The organism is Halopseudomonas formosensis, assembly GCF_900115905.1.
GTDB classification, from domain to species: domain Bacteria; phylum Pseudomonadota; class Gammaproteobacteria; order Pseudomonadales; family Pseudomonadaceae; genus Halopseudomonas; species Halopseudomonas formosensis.
On the sequence record NZ_FOYD01000003.1, the window covers coordinates 260994 to 277499 of the forward strand.

Sequence of the window (16506 nt, forward strand, 5' to 3'; positions counted from 1 at the left end):
GGCCCAGCGGTGATCACCGCTGGGTCAGCGACAGCCGTATACCCAGCCCGATAAAGGCCGTACCCACGATACGGTCCATCAGCTTCTGCAGCCTGCGGTTCCCGGAAACCACGCCCATTGCACTGCCTGCCAGCAGCGCAAAGGTCGCATCGGTGAGAAAGGCCACCAGGGTATAGGCCACCCCCAGCAGCAGGAAGGACTCCACCTGATGCTCGCCGCCCGGCACCACGAACTGTGGAAAGAAGGAAACGAAGAACAGCAGCACCTTGGGATTGGTCAGGGTGGTGATGAAGCCTCTGGTCAGCAGACCCCTCAGGCTCGCTTCGGGCCTGATCCGGGGCTGCTCTGGGTCGTCGGCTTGCTCCTTGCCGAAGGTGCCGAGGATGAACCTGCTACCCAGATAGATGAGATAGAGCGCACCGGCCAGCTTCACTACATTGAACAGCGTGGGCGAGGCAGCAATCAGCGCCGTAAGCCCGACGACACTGGCCAGGGCGTGGGTACAGCTGCCCAGCGCCACCCCTGCCGCCGAAATCACTCCGGCACGCCGCCCGTTCGCCACACTCTGCCCGACCACATAGGCCAGGTCGGGGCCGGGGGTGATGGACAACAGGAAGACCGCAACGATGAAGAGCCAGAGACTGGTTATGTCGAACATCGGGGAGGCTCCGGGTTGGGATGGGTGGGATCAGGGGATTTTAGGGCGATGGGGCTGGGGGATAAAGCCTGATGTCATTTTAACCGGCTCGGGGGAGTGGTGACCCGCCAAGGACTACTGCCTTAATGCCAGCAGTGGGACTGCCTTCGCATTCACGCGGTGCGAGAGATGTAATACTGAGCGCCGACCCATGATCGCGAGACGCTTGAACGCGCCCCGAACAGCAAGGTGGGAGCTATGGTTCTTTCAATGTTGAAGAGGCAAGAAACAGCACAATGACAGATGAGGACGAGCTTTGCAGATCCGCCCTGCACTGGGCGCAGCGCAACAAGAAGCTTTTTGCCCAAGCAGAAACTGATAAGCAAAGATTCCCGCCAGAGGAAAATCCCGTCACCGTATTCATGGCCGGCTCTCCCGGAGCAGGTAAAACGGAGGTCGCAGAATCATTGGCAGACGAACTGGCCCGTGGAGGAGGTGCCCCGGTCTTGCTGATCGACCCTGATAAATACAGGGAACGTTTCGCTGGCTATGATGGATCCAATGCGTGGATTTTCCAGAGTGCGGTCAGTGTACTAGTGGAAAAAGTATTTGATTTTGCACTCACGCAGAATCAGAGCTTTATCCTGGACGGAACGCTCAGCAATTACGCGAAGGCATTAAGCAACATCCAGCGCTGTCTCGGTAGAGGGCGCGAAATCCTCATTCTTTATGTGTACCAGGATCCGCTGCTGGCATGGAGGTTCGTACAGGCTCGCGAGGCGACAGAAGGGCGGCGTATTCCAAAGGCGCATTTCATACATCAGTACTTTGCTGCCAGAGATGCGGTTAATCGTCTGAAAAACGAATTCGGCCAACAGCTTGTCGTAGACGTAATCGTAAAGAATCTGGACAATAGCTTACAGTTCTACAGGGATAACGTGGATCGCATTGATCATCACGTCCCAGAACGCTACACCCGCGAAGATCTGGAGCTTCGCCTACCGTAACGGAGTGTTGAGCATGAAACTGTTTGGAGCCAAAGAACCACTGGCTTCCTCGTCCCCGCTCTCTGACTTTCTGCGTAACACCAAGTCGAGAGACAAGAAGCGCGTATACAGCAAGGTGATCGCGGTCGCGTCACAGCGCCAGTACGCTATCCTTGAGGCCGCCAGCAGAAAAGCCTGACCTTCAGCCTTTATTGGAAAGCCCACCGTCGCGTGGGCTTTTTTGTGTCTGCGAAACTGCGGATGGCAGTCTGCAAAAGCTTGCAGGTCGTTTGAGCGTGAAACTGCCCGCGCGGCGAGGGCGGGATTATTCGATTCGGTCGAACCACGAGGGTTCTCACCCGCCCTGCACCGGAAAGCAAAAAAGCCCAGCATGAGCTGGGCTTTTTCGTTTGTCTGGCGGAGAGGGAGGGATTCGAACCCTCGATACGCTATTAACGTATACACACTTTCCAGGCGTGCTCCTTCAACCACTCGGACACCTCTCCGGATTCCCGTCACTGGACGTTGCCAGTTCCGAGGCGCGCTAATGTACCCAAACCAGAGCGGTTTGGCAAACCCTATTTGCAGACTCGGCAGTCATTTATTTGCTGGTACACTGCCAGACCGGGCCGGGATGCGCCTGTAGCTTCCAACGACGAGGGTTTTGTGATGAGTGAACTGGTTTCCTACAGTTTTTCCGACGGTATTGCCCGTCTGGGTCTGGACAATGGCAAGGCCAATGCCCTGTCGCCGGAAGTGTTCGAGGCGCTCAATGCGGCGCTGGATCGTGCCGAGCAGGATCGTGCGGTGGTGGTCATCTCGGGCAAGCCGGGGATCTTTTCCGGTGGCTATGACCTGAAGGTCATGACCGCCAGCCCTGAGGCGGCGAAAGGCCTGGTGAGCATCGGTTCCTCCCTGTCCCGTCGTCTGCTTGCCCACCCCTACCCCGTGGTTGCCGTGTGCACCGGCCACGCGATCGCCAAGGGCGCCTTCCTGCTGCTGTCCTGTGATTACCGCATCGGTGTGCAGGGTCCGTTCAAGATCGGTCTGAACGAGGTTGCCATCGGCATGACCATGCACCATGCCGGCATCGAGCTGGCCCGGGCCAGGCTGACCAACAGTGCCTTCAACCGCTCGGTGATCAATGCCGAGATGTTCTCCCCCGAGCAGGCTGTGGAGGCGGGCTTCCTTGACCGTGCGGTGCCGGCGGAGGAGCTGGAGGCCGAGGCAATGGCGATAGCCCGCCAGCTGACCCAGCTGAACATGACAGCCCACCGCAAGACCAAGCTCAAGGCCCGCAAGGGTCTGCTGGAGCTGCTGGACTGGGCGATCGACGAAGACAAGCACCACAACCTCTGATGGATTCCATAACCCAGGCGGTACTCGGCGCCTCCGTTCAGGGGGCGCTGCTGGGCCGCTGGCAGGGGCGCAAGGCGCTGCTGTACGGCGCCGCACTGGGCACCCTGCCGGATCTGGATGTGGTCATCGACTACGGCGATGCCGTGGCCAACATGACCTATCACCGCGGATTCAGCCATTCCCTGCTGGTGACGGCGGCGGCCAGCGTGCTGCTGGCCTGGCTGGTGCGCCGCTATCGTCCGCACCCCGGCTACAGCGCGATGCGCCTGTGGCTGTGTATCTGGCTGGTGCTGACCACCCATATCCTGCTGGATGCCTTTACCACCTACGGCACCCAGCTGTTCTGGCCGCTGAGCACGCCGCCGGTGGCAATCTCCAGCATATTCATCATCGATCCGCTGTACACCATTCCGCTGCTGCTGGCGGTGCTGGGCGGGCTGCTGTTCGGCCTGCATCGGACCGGCTGGTTGCGTGCCCAGTCCGTAGCCCTGCTGCTGAGCAGTCTGTATCTGGGGAGCACCCTGATCGGTCAGCAGATGGCCGGGCAACGTCTGGAGCAGGCACTGGCGGCGCGGGGCATCGAGGCCGAGTCTACCTTTGTTGCCGCGACACCCTTCAATACGATGCTCTGGCGGGTGATGGCGGTGGATGGGGACGATTATTACGAGGGGCTGGTCAGCTGGTTTGATCAGCGTCCGATGGAGCTGGAGCGGCTTCCCCGCCGGGCCAGTGAGGGCCAGCAGGCGCTGGAGCAGTCACCACAGCATGCGCGGCTGCGCTGGTTTACCAATGATCTGCTGCGCTATGACCTGATTGATGGCCAGTGGGTAGTGACGGATCTGCGCCTGGGCATGCCCGGTTATCACCCTTTCCGCTTCGCCCTCGCCGAGCAGGATGAGCAAGGGGACGTGCAGCTGATCAGCTCGGTCGAACAATGGCCGATGGGCCGGCCGCCGCTGGCGGATCTGCTGGCCCTGCGAGATCGGGCGCTGAGTCAGGATCGTCCCATTGCCATCGGCCGGCTTGCCGGTGCGCTGGCCAGGGCACCGGTGAGCGAGTCTGCCGACTAGCTCTTGTCCTGCAGGGCGGTGACCAGCACCTGGGGGTCGCCGTTGTGCACCCACTCGCGCCAGATGGCCAGCAGCAGCGACATCAGCACCGGGCCGACAAACAGCCCCACGATACCCATGGTGGTGACCCCGCCGATCAGACCGAAGAAGGTCAGCAGGAAGGGCAGCTTGATCGGGCCGCCGACCAGCGACGGGCGGATGGTCTTGTCGACGATGAACAGTTCCACCGCCCCCCAGATGAACAGCGCCACGCCGGCAAAGACGTTGCCGCTGCCCACCAGGTAGAGCGACACCAGGGTAAAGGCCAGTGGCGCGCCACCCGGGATCAGCGCCATGACCCCGGTGATTACCCCCAGGGCCACCGGGGAGGGTACGCCGGCGATCCAGTAGGCGATACCCAGCACTATGCCCTCGCCTATGGCGATCAGACCCATGCCGATGACGGTGGCGGTAACCGTGGCCGGCACCATGCGCGAGAAGCGCTGCCAGCGCGCCGGCAGTACGCCCTCCCCGACCCGATCCAGCTGGGCAACCAGGTGGTGCCCGTCGCGGTACAGGAAGAATAGGGTAATGAGCATGAACAGCAGCGCCAGCGCCAGGGAGAAGGCCTTGCCACTCATGGTCATGATCACCCGGGAGATGTTGCCCAGGTGCTGACCACTGGCCATCTGGATGATCTCGCTGATGGCGTGGGGGTGGTTCAGGTAGTCATTCCACTGGATCGCCAGCCATTCGCCGGCAAAGGGCAAGGCGGCGATCCAGGTGGGTACCGGCGCGCCATCGCGGTTGGCCTCCAGCAACCAGGCGACCCAGCTCTGGGCCTCCCTGAGGGCGAAGGACAGGGCCATGGTCAGGGGCACCACCAGTACCAGCAGAATGACCAGAATGGCGATGGCCGCCGCCAGCGAGCGACTGCCGCCGCACAGGCGCAGCAGGCGCTGGTACAGCGGCCAGCTGGCGAAGGCGACGATCAGTGCCGCCAGAACCGGGACGATGAAACCATGGAAGAAGTAGATGCCGGCGACGATCACCAGCAGCAGCAGCCAGCGCGCCGCTGATTGCGCCGGGACTATCGATGGGGGTGGGGGTGTGCTCATGTGCTCCCTTCATTGTCCGTGGCTGACCCGGTCCGGGCCGTAACCTGCACATCATAACAGCCGCATTGCAGGCCGTGATCCAAAGACTTTTACATGCTGTTTATACACAAGTGCCGCGCCTGTGCATAAGCGATCCTGATACTGGCTGTGATGTTCATGCTATTGCGGGATCTGCGATAATGGCAGGCCCTCGCCCATGCCGGACAACCTGCCCTGCCCGGTGCAGGCCACAAGGAGACCGTACAGGTATGCCCAGCCCCTTCCCTGCCCCGCAGCCTCTGCCGGCTGCTGCCTGCCGATGATGCAGTCGCCACGCCTCGCAATGGGCGCCTGCCTGCTGGCGATCTTCACCACCATCTTCGCCAGCCACCTGCCGACACCGCTGTATGCCGTGTGGCAGCAGGCCTGGGGCTTTTCCTCCACTGCGCTGACGGCGGTGTTTTCGGTGTACGTGCTGGGCGTGGTGCTGACACTGCTGACCATGGGCTCGCTGTCCGACCAGATCGGGCGCCGGCAGATGGTGATTCCCGGGCTGCTGTTCATTCTGGTGGGCTCGACGCTGTTCATGTTCGCCGGCAACATCAACCATCTGGGCGTGGCGCGACTGATTACCGGCATCGGCACCGGCCTGGTGACCGGAGCCGCCACCGCAGCCGTGGTGGAAATGATGACCGATGGCAACTGGGCCCGGGGCGCAACCTTTGCGGCGCTGGCCTTTACCCTGGGCGCGTCCCTGGGGCCGACCACCAGCTCGCTGGCCCTGCGCTGGACCAGCCATGCCCATGTCTGGCCCTTTCTGGTAGTCATCGCTCTGGTGCTGCTGTGCCTGATACTGCTGCTGAAAGCGCCCTGGCCGGCGGGGCTTGGTCAGCGCCACCCGGATTTCCGGCTGCGCAAATGGCGGCCGACACCGATCAAGGTGCCGCGTCCGCTGCTGGGTGTGTTCGTCTTCGCCGCCTCGGCCATCTGCCTGGCCTGGTCCACCGGCAGCCTCTATTCTTCGCTCGGTCCGAGCATGGCGCGGGAACTGGCGGGTGTCAGTGATCTGGCGCTGGCCGGGCTGTTTGCTGCCGGCTGGCAGCTGGTGGCGGGCATCACCCAGTTTGCCGCCCAGCGCCAGCCGCTCACCCGGTTGATCCTTGCCGGTCCGCTGCTGCTGATCATGGGTCTGGCCGCCATGGCCGGCGCCGTTCTGCTGGGCTCGGTCTGGCTGTTCACCCTGGCCACGGTGATGACCGCAACCGGCGCCGGCACCATAGGTGTGATCGCCACCGTCACCATTGCCCGCTCGGCACCGCCGGCCGAGCGCGGCGGCATGACCTCGGCGTTCTATCTCGCCGCCTACCTGACCATGGCCACCGTGGTGCTGGGGCTGGGTTTTGCCAGCGACCGGCTGGGCATGGTCAACAGCATGCTGGGGTTCACCGTGCTGATCTCACTGGCCGCCGTCGCGCTGATGTGCACCCGCCGGCGGGTTCAGCCGTAGAACCAGCGCCACAGGAAGAAGCACAGGATGCCGCCGGCAATGGTCGCCAGCAGATTGCGCCAGCGTGCAGCGATGAGAATGGCGGCTACTCCGCCGACCAGATAGTGGTTGTGCAAAGACAGCTGCAGCCCTTCTCCCTCGGGCATCAGCATCACCGGCACGACGATGGCTGACAGCACGGCGACCGGCACATAGGTCAGCGCCTGCACCACCAGCGGGCTGAAGCGCACCCGGTGGCCCACGGCAAACAGGGTATAGCGGATGGCAAAGGTGATGATCGCCATACCCAGGATAAGCCCGATCTCGAAGCTGCTCATGCCGCCTCCTCCTGCGCCGGCTTGCCGCGCTCGGCCAGGCGCTGGCTGATCACACCGGCACAGACACCCAGCAGCGCCGCCAGCATCAGTCCAAGCTTGTACGGCAGACCGTGGGCGGCGACCGCCACCGCGCTGGCCACCAGCGCCGCAACGATCATCGGCCGGTTGCGCAGCAGCGGCACCACTATGCCGATGAAGGTGGCGATCATGGCGAAATCCAGGCCCCAGTCGCCCAGGCTGGGCAGCGCCTGACCCAGCAACACGCCGATCAGGGTGCAGGCGAACCAGAGGCTGTACATGGCCAGGCAGGAGCCGAGGAAGTACCAGTGCTTGCGCTCCACCGGACTGTCATCCAGCAGGTAGTGCCGGTGCACCACGGCAAAGCTCTCATCGGTCAGCCAGAAGGCCAGCGGCGCCCGCCAGCGCTGCGGCAGATGGCGGACGAAGGGCAGCAGGCTGGCGCTGTACAGCAGGTGCCGCAGGTTGACGATCAGGGTGGTCAGCAGGATCACCGTCAGGCTGGTGCCGCTGGCCACCAGACTGGCGGCGACGAACTGCGCCGAGCCGGCGAACACCAGCAGGGACATGGCCAGGGTGGCGGCCACGCTGAGGCCCGAGGCGACCGCCAGCGTGCCGTAGACAATGCCGAAGGGGACGGCGCCGACCAGCATGGGGATGGTGTCCCGCATGCCCAGCAGGAACTGCCGAGAAGATGACATTCTGCTCCCGTTACATCTCAGAGGGTTCTACAGACTGACGTAGCGACTGATCAGGGCCCGCAGCGCCGCCGGCTTGACCGGCTTGGGCAGGTAGTCCAGCCCGTGCAGGCGGATCTGGGTGACCAGCTCGTTACGACCATCCGCGCTGATGACCACACCGGGCAACTCCGGATTGATCTGCTCGCGCAGCCAGCCCATCAACTCCAGGCCGGTGTCGCCATTATCCAGATGGTAGTCGGCCAGCACCAGCTCCGGCACGAAGCCGCGTTCCAGCACCGCCTGCACCTCGGCGCCGTCGCGGGCCACGGCGACATTGCACTGCCAGCGGCTGAGCAGACTCTGCATGCCGGTAAGGATGGTCGCCTCGTTGTCGATGCACAGTATCTGGGCGCCGCTGAGCACGGGCACGCTGGGCGTGCGGGCGCTGCGCGGGTTGCGGTCGTAGCGCGCCACCGGCACGGTGACGCTGAACACGCTGCCCTTGCCCGGCCAGGAACGTACCGCCAGCTCGTGACCCAGCACCCGACACAGACCATCGGCGATGGCCAGCCCGAGGCCCAGCCCCTTCTCCGCCTGGGTGCGGTGGTTATCCAGACGCTGGAATTCCTCGAAGATGGTCTGCAGCTTGTCCCGCGGGATGCCCGGGCCCTGATCCCAGACCTCGATGCGCACCGCATCCGGCAGACGACGCATGCCCAGCACCACCCGGGAATTGCCTGCATAGCGGAAGGCGTTGGTCATGAAGTTCTGCAATACCCGGCGCAGCAGACGGATATCACTGCGCACCCGCAACCGGCTGCTGTGCACCCGCAGGTCCACGCCCTGCTCCGAAGCCAGTGCACCGAACTCGATGCGCAGGGGCTCGATCAACTCGGTCAGCACGAAGTCGCTCCACTCGGGGATGATTCGCCCGGACTCCAGCCGGGACAGGTCCAGCAGGTCGGAGATCAGGTCCTCGGCCGAGCGCAGGGAGGTATCCAGATGGCGCACCAGCTGCTGGGCCTCCGGCGGCAGGTTGGCCTGGTGCATGAGCGAGGCGGAGAACAGCCGCGCAGCGTTCATCGGCTGCATCAGGTCATGACTGACCGCCATCAGGAAGCGCCCCTTGGACTGACTGGCCTGCTCGGTCTGTGCCTTGGCCACCGTCAGCGCCTGGTTCAGTTCGGACAGTTCCCGGGTACGCTCGGCCACCCGCTGCTCCAGGCTCTCGTTGGCTTCCTTGAGCGCCTGCTCGGCCTTGCGGAAGGCGGTGATGTCGGTGAAGCTCATGACGAAGCCGCCGCCGGGCATGGGGTTGCCGATGATCTCGATCACCCGCCCGGAGGGAAACAGACGCTCGGAGCGGTGGGCCGTGCCGCGGCGCATCCAGTTCACGCGCTTTTCCATGTGCATGTAAGGGTCGCCCGGACCACAGAGGCCGCGCCGGGCATTGCACAGGATCAGATCGGCAATCGGCCGACCTATGGTGATCAGCCCCTCCGGATACTGGAACATTTCCAGATAGCGCTGGTTCCAGGCCACCAGACGCAGCTCCTTGTCCACCACGCTGATGCCCTGGGTGATATTCTCGATCGCGCCCTGCAGCAGGCCACGATTGAACTGCAGCACCTCGGAGGCCTCGTCGACGATGCGCACCACATCCTCGAAGTGCATGTCCCGGCCTTCGATCGCCGCCTTCACCACCACCCGCGCCGAGGAAGCCCCCAGCACCCCGGCAAGCAGACGCTCGGTCTGGGTGATCCAGTTGCTGTCGGCCACCTGGGCGGGGTTGAAGGGCACTTCCTGGGCCTCGGCAAAGCGCTCGAAGCCGGCCCGCGCACGCTCCTCGCCGATGAAGCGGGCGGCGAGCATCAGCAGGTCCTCCACTGTGACCCGCAGCATGGCCCGGCTGGGGCCACGGTCCATCTCGTCATCCAGGCTGACGAAGCGGCTGGCCTGCCAGTGCTCCACCACCCGGGTACGGGTGACCATGGACACCACCACGAAGATCAGGAAGTTGCAACTCAGGGCAATGATGCTGCCCAGGGTGATGGCATCCAGCGGCAGGCCGAAGGCATCCTCGTAGAGGCGACTCAGCACCGGCCAGTCGCCCTCCGCGGCAATGCCCAGCAGCGGCAGTACCAGCAGCAGGAACCACAGGCTCATGCCGACGAACAGACCGGCATAAACGCCGGTGCGGTTGGCATGTTTCCAGATCAGCGCACCGAACATGGCCGGGGCCAGCTGGGCGATGGCGGCAAAGGCGATCTGCCCGGTATTGGCCAGACTGCCGGCGGAACCGATCAGCCGGTAGACCACATAGGCCAGCAGCAGGATGATGAGGATGGCACTGCGGCGCAGGTTGAGCATCCAGCCGCGGAATTCCTCATAGGAGCGCTTCTGCTGCTTGCGATGGCGCAGCAGCAGCGGCATGACCACATCGTTGGACACCATGGTACTCAGGGCAATGGCCGCCACAATCACCATGCCGGTGGCCGCCGAGGCACCGCCGAGAAACGCCGCCAGCGCCAGGATCGGTCTGCCTTCGAACAGCGGCAGGTTGATCACATAGGAATCCGGTGTGATGCCGGTGCCGAAGTTCAGCTGCCCGGCCAGGCTGATCGGTATCACGAAGATGCCGGCCAGCAGCAGATAGGCAGGGAATACCCAGCGCGCCACGCGCAGGTCCCCGGAGCGGATGTTCTCCACCACCGCAACCTGGAACTGCCGAGGCAGACAGAGAAACGCCAGTATCGCAATGAAGGTCTGGAACACCAGGTTCAGATGCAGCGTTTCGCGCTGCCAGTAGTCCGTCAGCTCGGGACTGTTCAGTGCCCGGTCGAACAGATCCGTGACCCCGCCGAACAGCATGAAGGTGACAAAGATACCGACCGCAATGAAGGCCAGCAGCTTGACCAGCGACTCGAAGGCAATTGCCAGCATCATTCCCCGGTGGTGCTCGGTCACATCCAGGCTGCGGGTACCGAACAGGATGGTGAACAGCGCCAGCAGCAGGGTCACCACCAGCGCGGTTTCCTCGGGACTGCGACTGTCGCCGCCGGTGAGCGATACGCCGGTGCCGGTGAGCAGGTTGAAGCCCAGCACTATGCTCTTGAGCTGGAGGGCGATGTAGGGCAGCACGCTGATCAGACAGATCAGCGTGATGATCACGCCCAGACCCTGCGACTTGCCGTAGCGCGAGGCGATGAAGTCGGCAATGGAGGTGATGTTCTCCTGCTTGCTGATGGCGAGCATGCGGGCGATCAGACGCCAGCCGAAGAAACACAGGATGATGGGCCCGATGTAGATCGGCAGAAAGTCCCAGATCTGACCGGCGGCCATGCCGACGGCGCCGAAAAAGGTCCAGCTGGTACACCAGACGGCAATCGACAGGCTGTAGACCCACACACGCAGACGCGGGCCGAACTCCCCGGTCTGCCGATCCCCCCAGAAGGCGATGGCGAACAGGCAAGCTATGTAAATGAGGAACGTGGACGCAACCAGCCCACCGGAGAGCATCATGGGGTGGATCTCAACTCGTGTAACGGCGGCATAGTCTGGCAGGCGACGATCATTTTTCCCATACGTTACCCCCCAGACCTAAGTCGAAGCGCACCGCCCTGCCGTCGTGTTTACCGCCCCGCGATGGGCTGCTATGAGCGCGACAGTTCCATCTGCTGCAGCGCCAGCGCCGCCTGGGTACGGGTACGCACGCCGAGCTTGCGGAATATGGCAGTCACGTGGGCCTTGACGGTCGCTTCGGATACCTGCAATTCATAGGCGATCTGCTTGTTCAGCAGGCCATCGCAGACCATGCTCAGCACCCGGAACTGCTGGGGCGTCAGGCTGGCCAGCTGACTGCTGATGGCTTCCTGTTCGCTGCTCAGCGGCGATACCTGATCATCGACCTGGGACGGCCAGCAGGTATCGCCGTCCAGCACATCCTGAACCGAGCTCTGTATGATCTCCAGACTGGAGGATTTGGGGATGAAGCCGCTGGCCCCGAAGTCACGGGCGCGGCGCACCACCGCCGCCTCTTCCTGGGCGGAGACCACGATTACCGGGATCTGGGGGAACTGGCTGCGCAGCAGCACCAGTCCGGAAAAGCCATGGGCACCGGGCATGTTCAGATCCAGCAGCACCAGATCCCAGTCGCTGCGCTGCTCCAGCAGTGACTGGAGTTCGGCGATGGAACCGGCTTCGGTGAGACGAATATCCCCGTTCAGACCGGTGTTGAGTGCCTGAAACAACGCGCTACGGAAAAGTGGGTGATCATCGGCGATCAGAATCTCGTAGGTTGTCCCCATGCCTTGCTTCCTGCCCGCTTATCAGACTGTATCGAGGTGAGCCATCATGTCAGGGTTACAAGCCTGACACCGGTGGCCCCAACCGTCAACCAAGCCGCGGGCCCGGCCGGTTGGCGGCACTGTCTTTCCTGCCACGCCGGGCGCATAATCCCGGCTTTTCGCCGGACTTGAGAACTCGATGAAACGCCGTACCCTCCGGGCCGATGCCCTGATGCTGCTGACCGCCCTGATCTGGGGCACCACCTTCGTGGCCCAGAGTCTGGGCATGGAGCATATCGGCCCCTTCCTTTATACCGGACTGCGCTTTGCCCTCGGCTGTCTGGTGATACTGCCGCTGGTACTGCTGGCCCGCCCGAGCGGCGCCGAGCAGGCGCACCGCCGTTTCAGCCGCCCCATGCTGCTGGGCAGCATGCTGCTCGGCGCGGTGCTGACCATCGGCATCAACCTGCAGCAGATCGGCCTGCTGTTCACCACGGTCACCAACTCGGGATTCATCACCGGCTTCTATGTGATCCTGGTGCCGGTGTTCGGTCTGGTCATCGGCATGCGCAGCGGTCTGGGTACCTGGTGCGGCGCGCTGCTGGCAGTGGCCGGCATGCTGCTATTGAGCGTCACCGCGGACTACCGCGTGGCGCTGGGTGACGTGCTGCAGCTGGCCAGCGCCGCCTGCTGGGCTGTGCACGTGTTGCTGGTAGGGATGCTGGCATCACGCTATGATCCGGTCCGTGTCTCCTTCGTCCAGTTCGCGGTATGTGCTGTGGTGAGCCTGATGCTGGCAGCCGCCCTGGAGGAAACAGACCTCACGGCAATACTGCTGGCAGCCCCGGCGATTGCCTTCGGCGGTATTCTCGCAGTGGGTATAGGGTTCACCCTGCAGGTGGTGGCCCAGAAGGACGCCATCGCTTCCCATGCTGCGATCATTCTCAGTCTTGAGGCCGTGTTTGCAGCATTGGCCGGCTGGCTGATTCTCGGCGAGATGCTGAGTCTGCGCGGCCTCATCGGCTGCAGTCTGATGCTCTGCGGCATGCTGGTGGCCCAATTGGCGCCCATCTATCAGCAGCGCCGGCAGCAGAGACAGGCTCAGCGGGGACGGGCACAGGAGGCCTGAAAAAAACTCTGCTGCCATGCAGAACCTGTGCACCCCTGCATGGTCACAGTGGTAATCCACAAGCTGCAACCGCCCCCGATGGGAGACCCCATGCGTTATCTGATAGCTGTACTCGCTGTTCTCGTTGCCCTGCCGGCCCACTCCGTTTCTCTGCGTGATACCCGACTGGAGGAGACGCTGCGTACCGTGGCTCAGCAAAGCAGCAAGGACACGCCCCGCCAGGTGAACGAGCACATCACCGATGAAGGCTTCAGCGCCAAGGGCAGGGAGCTGGTGAATCATCTGAGTGTCGATGCCGATTACGCCACCCGTATGCAGAGCGAGCCCCTGCTGGTGCGCAGTCAGCTCCAGGCCAGCGTCTGTGCCGATCAGCGCTTTCGGCGGCTTCTGGACATGGGCGCCACCCTCACCTATCACTTCGTGCTGACCGACACCCAGCAGCCCATACTGACCCAGAGCTTCGTGGCGGATCACTGCCAGGCGATGTAGCCTGTTCAGATGAAATCCGAAAGCAGTACACAAGGGACAAGCATGTCAGAGGACACCCACGCGGCAGACTATCTCGGCCGCCACTGGCAGACCGGGAGTACCGGCCTGCAGGGCAAGGTTGAGGAGCTGCTGAATCTGGCCCACGGCCGCAGCGACAACCGCCAGCTGTATCAGGACATGCTCCTGAGCATAGTGCGCATGGCCCAGGCTGACCGCAACCGCTGGGACGCCAAGATCATGCGCCACACCATCCGCGAATTGGAGGAGGCGTTTGCGCGGCTTGAGCAGTTCAAGCGGCGGCGCAAGGTCACCGTATTCGGATCGGCGCGCACGCCCGTGGACAGCGAGCTGTACAACGTAGCCCGGCACATGGGCCGGCTGCTGGCCGAGGACGACTTCATGGCTATCACCGGCGGTGGAGGCGGCATCATGGAGGCCGTGCATGTGGGCGCCGAGCTGGACAACAGCCTGAGCTTCAATATCACCCTGCCCTTCGAGCAGAAGCCCAACCGCGTGGTGGCCGGCACGTCACATGACATGCCGTTCCGCTTCTTCTTCCTGCGCAAGCTGTTTCTGGTACGCGAGGCAGATGCCATCGTCCTCTGCCCGGGCGGCTTCGGCACCCTGGATGAAACCCTGGAAGTGCTGACTCTGGTGCAGACCGGCAAGAGCCCCATGGTGCCGATCATACTGCTCGACGTCCCCGGCGGCGGCTACTGGTCAGCGCTGCTGGACTTCTTTCACCATCAGTTGCTGGCCGAGGGCTACATTCTGGCCAGCGACCTGAAGTTGCTGCAGCAGGTGGACTCGCCGGAGCAGGCGTTGGACCGCATCCGGCACTTCTACAGCAATTACCACTCCTCGCGCTGGCACAACGATCAGTACCTGATCCGCCTGAATCGCCCGCTCACGCCCGAAGCGCTGGACATGCTCAATACCCGCTTCACGGATATCTGCTCCAGTGGCGGCTTTACCCAGAAGCCCTTTGCCGAGCCGGCTCTGGAAGATCCGGAGCTGCAGCACCTGGCGCATCTGACCTTCGCCCTCAACGCCCGGGCCCAGGGCCGGCTGCGCGAACTGATCGACGAGCTGAACCGGCCGGAAAACCAGATCGACCCGCGCTGACGCAACCCCGCGTGGGCGAAACAGATACCCGCCGCCCCTTTGCGCCGCGCTGCGGAGTGACTACCATGGGACGTTTTCGACGAAGAAACGAGAGAAAATGACCTACGACCACAACTGGCAGCTCGATACCATCGTCGAGCAGCTGCGCGAAGCCCGTTCCGAATGGCGCAGCGCCCAGGGACGAACCCACGAGCCGGGCGACCGTGAGCTGCCGTCGCGTACGGCGATGAAGAGCATAGTCGAATCCCTGGCCGGAGCCCTGTTCCCCATGCGGCTGGGGCCGGCGGATCTGCGCAAGGCCAACGAAGACTTCTATGTGGGGCACACCCTGGATCAGGCGCTCAACCTGCTGCTGCAACAGGCCATGCTGGAGCTGCGCCACACCCATCGCAAGAATCCGCTGGATCCCGATGATCTGCTGCAGCAGGCACGGGACATAGTGCGCCGCTTCGCCGCCGAACTGCCGCACCTGCGGCGTATCCTCGATACCGACGTGATGGCCGCCTACCGCGGCGATCCGGCGGCCCAGTCGGTGGACGAGGTGCTGCTGTGCTATCCCGGCGTGCTGGCGGTCATCCATCATCGCTTCGCGCACCTGCTGTACCGGGAGGGCCTGACCCTGCTGGCGCGGATCATCAGTGAACTGGCTCATTCGGAAACCGGCATCGACATCCACCCCGGTGCCCGGATCGGATCGAGCTTCTTCATTGATCACGGCACCGGTGTGGTGATCGGCGAAACCGCCATCATCGGCGAGCGGGTACGCATCTATCAGGCGGTGACCCTGGGTGCCAAGCGCTTCGAGTCGGATGACGAGGGCAAGCTGCTCAAGGGCCAGCCACGCCACCCTATCGTCGAGGATGACGTGGTGATCTATGCCGGGGCGACCATTCTCGGGCGCATCACCATAGGCGCCGGCTCCATCATCGGCGGTAATGTCTGGGTTACCCGCAGTCTGCCGCCGGGCAGCAACGTGTCCCAGGCCAGCCTGAAGAACCGGCCCTGCACCGACTGATCAACCCTTGAGGACATTGCCCTGTTGCAGGGTTTCGCCACCCTGCCACAGGCGCCACTCCCCTGACTCGCAGGTATTCCACTGCTCGTTACTGGTCAGCGGCTCGGTGGCGATCACCGTCACCACGTCATTGGGCGTGGTGTGTTCCTGGAAGTCCACCACCATCTCCACATCGCGCAGCTGCGCCGGGCCGAATGGCGCCCGGCGGGTGATCCAGGACAGCTTGGTGGTACACAGGCTGAACAACCATTCGCCGTTGCTCAGCAGCAGGTTGCAGACACCGCGCCGGGCGTAATCGGCGCAAGCGCCGGTCAGGCAGTCGAGAATCTCCTGCTGGCTCGGGCGCTGCGTGAAACGCGCCCGCAGGCGGTTGAGCAGATCGCAGAAGATGGCCTCGCTGTCGGTATTGCCTACCGGCTGGAAGGGCCCCTCCCCCGCTGCGAAGTCATTGATCTGCCCGTTGTGGGCGAAGGTCCAGTACTGGCCCCACAGCTCCCGGGTGAAGGGATGGGTGTTGGCCAGAGTGACCCGTCCGACATTGGCCTGGCGGATGTGGCAGATGACGTTTTCGGATTTGATGGGATAGCTCTCGATCAGCTGGGCAATGGCCGAGCTGTGACAGGGCGCCGGATCATGGAAGCAGCGCACCCCGCTCCCCTCGTAGAAGGCCACTCCCCAGCCGTCGCAATGCGGACCGGTACGCCCACCGCGCTGCATCAGCCCGGAAAAGCTGAAACAGATATCCGTGGGTACATTGGCGCTCATGCCCATCAATTCACACATTCAGTTACTCCCCCGACAAAACCTCGGGA

16 protein-coding genes and 1 tRNA gene are annotated in these 16506 nt (G+C 63.4%); 9 read left to right on the forward strand and 8 right to left on the reverse strand.

The window, feature by feature from the left end; translation table 11 throughout:
• Window positions 1-13 precede the first annotated feature (13 nt).
• The gene (locus BM046_RS06605) at window positions 14-658 is read right to left on the reverse strand and encodes a LysE family translocator (RefSeq protein ID WP_090538211.1); all 645 of its coding nucleotides are present in this window, start codon (window positions 656-658) and stop codon (window positions 14-16) included.
• A gap of 275 nt (window positions 659-933) precedes the next feature.
• Here BM046_RS06605 and BM046_RS06610 point away from each other — a divergent pair, with 275 nt between their 5' ends.
• The gene (locus tag BM046_RS06610) at window positions 934-1644 is read left to right on the forward strand and encodes a zeta toxin family protein (protein WP_090538213.1); all 711 of its coding nucleotides are present in this window, start codon (window positions 934-936) and stop codon (window positions 1642-1644) included.
• 13 nt (window positions 1645-1657) lie between these two features.
• A complete protein-coding gene (locus tag BM046_RS16225; protein ID WP_177197811.1) occupies window positions 1658-1822 on the forward strand; it encodes a hypothetical protein in 165 nt (54 codons plus the stop codon).
• Window positions 1823-2038: 216 nt separating this feature from the next.
• Here BM046_RS16225 and BM046_RS06615 read toward each other — a convergent pair.
• Window positions 2039-2129 (reverse strand) — tRNA-Ser (locus BM046_RS06615).
• Window positions 2130-2292: 163 nt separating this feature from the next.
• On the opposite strand from BM046_RS06615, the gene BM046_RS06620 reads away from it, so the two are divergent.
• Together BM046_RS06620 and BM046_RS06625 are read left to right on the forward strand one after the other, a co-directional pair.
• Window positions 2293-2982, forward strand: coding sequence for a crotonase/enoyl-CoA hydratase family protein (locus BM046_RS06620; RefSeq protein WP_090538215.1), 690 nt, complete (start codon window positions 2293-2295; stop codon window positions 2980-2982).
• The gene (locus tag BM046_RS06625; RefSeq protein WP_090538217.1) at window positions 2982-4052 is read left to right on the forward strand and encodes a metal-dependent hydrolase; all 1071 of its coding nucleotides are present in this window, start codon (window positions 2982-2984) and stop codon (window positions 4050-4052) included. Before BM046_RS06620 ends, BM046_RS06625 begins: the two co-directional genes overlap by 1 nt.
• Here the strand turns inward: BM046_RS06625 and BM046_RS06630 are convergent.
• On the reverse strand, window positions 4049-5149 hold the full coding sequence (locus BM046_RS06630) for an AI-2E family transporter (protein ID WP_090538219.1): 1101 nt from the start codon (window positions 5147-5149) through the stop codon (window positions 4049-4051). The two genes, BM046_RS06625 and BM046_RS06630, sit on opposite strands and share 4 nt — an antisense overlap.
• Window positions 5150-5447: 298 nt before the next feature.
• On the opposite strand from BM046_RS06630, the gene BM046_RS06635 reads away from it, so the two are divergent.
• A complete protein-coding gene (locus BM046_RS06635) occupies window positions 5448-6635 on the forward strand; it encodes an MFS transporter (RefSeq protein ID WP_177197812.1) in 1188 nt (395 codons plus the stop codon).
• On the opposite strand, the gene BM046_RS06640 is transcribed toward BM046_RS06635, so the two are convergent.
• The 4 genes from BM046_RS06640 to BM046_RS06655 all read right to left on the reverse strand — a co-directional run bounded on the left by BM046_RS06640 (window position 6626) and on the right by BM046_RS06655 (window position 11957).
• Entirely contained in the window at window positions 6626-6952 is a 327-nt protein-coding gene (locus BM046_RS06640) for an AzlD domain-containing protein (protein ID WP_090538223.1), read from the reverse strand. The genes BM046_RS06635 and BM046_RS06640 overlap by 10 nt on opposite strands.
• On the reverse strand, window positions 6949-7671 hold the full coding sequence (locus BM046_RS06645) for an AzlC family ABC transporter permease (RefSeq protein ID WP_090538225.1): 723 nt from the start codon (window positions 7669-7671) through the stop codon (window positions 6949-6951). The genes BM046_RS06640 and BM046_RS06645 overlap by 4 nt, the downstream gene beginning before the upstream one ends.
• 27 nt (window positions 7672-7698) lie before the next feature.
• Window positions 7699-11172, reverse strand: a complete 3474-nt coding sequence (locus BM046_RS06650) for a hybrid sensor histidine kinase/response regulator (protein ID WP_090538227.1) — start codon at window positions 11170-11172, stop codon at window positions 7699-7701.
• Between the two features lie 131 nt (window positions 11173-11303).
• The gene (locus BM046_RS06655; protein WP_090538229.1) at window positions 11304-11957 is read right to left on the reverse strand and encodes a response regulator transcription factor; all 654 of its coding nucleotides are present in this window, start codon (window positions 11955-11957) and stop codon (window positions 11304-11306) included.
• Window positions 11958-12135: 178 nt separating this feature from the next.
• Here BM046_RS06655 and BM046_RS06660 point away from each other — a divergent pair, with 178 nt between their 5' ends.
• The 4 genes from BM046_RS06660 to epsC all read left to right on the forward strand — a co-directional run bounded on the left by BM046_RS06660 (window position 12136) and on the right by epsC (window position 15694).
• On the forward strand, window positions 12136-13065 hold the full coding sequence (locus BM046_RS06660; protein ID WP_090538231.1) for a DMT family transporter: 930 nt from the start codon (window positions 12136-12138) through the stop codon (window positions 13063-13065).
• 90 nt (window positions 13066-13155) lie between these two features.
• A complete protein-coding gene (locus BM046_RS06665) occupies window positions 13156-13554 on the forward strand; it encodes a PA3611 family quorum-sensing-regulated virulence factor (protein ID WP_090538233.1) in 399 nt (132 codons plus the stop codon).
• Between the two features lie 42 nt (window positions 13555-13596).
• On the forward strand, window positions 13597-14679 hold the full coding sequence (locus tag BM046_RS06670) for an LOG family protein (RefSeq protein ID WP_090538235.1): 1083 nt from the start codon (window positions 13597-13599) through the stop codon (window positions 14677-14679).
• 97 nt (window positions 14680-14776) lie between these two features.
• Window positions 14777-15694, forward strand: a complete 918-nt coding sequence (gene epsC, locus BM046_RS06675; protein WP_090538237.1) for a serine O-acetyltransferase EpsC — start codon at window positions 14777-14779, stop codon at window positions 15692-15694.
• On the opposite strand, the gene BM046_RS06680 is transcribed toward epsC, so the two are convergent.
• Window positions 15695-16477 carry a class II glutamine amidotransferase gene (locus BM046_RS06680; RefSeq protein ID WP_090538239.1) on the reverse strand — a complete coding sequence of 261 codons (783 nt, stop codon included), beginning with the start codon at window positions 16475-16477 and terminating at the stop codon, window positions 15695-15697.
• Window positions 16478-16506: the final 29 nt, after the last annotated feature.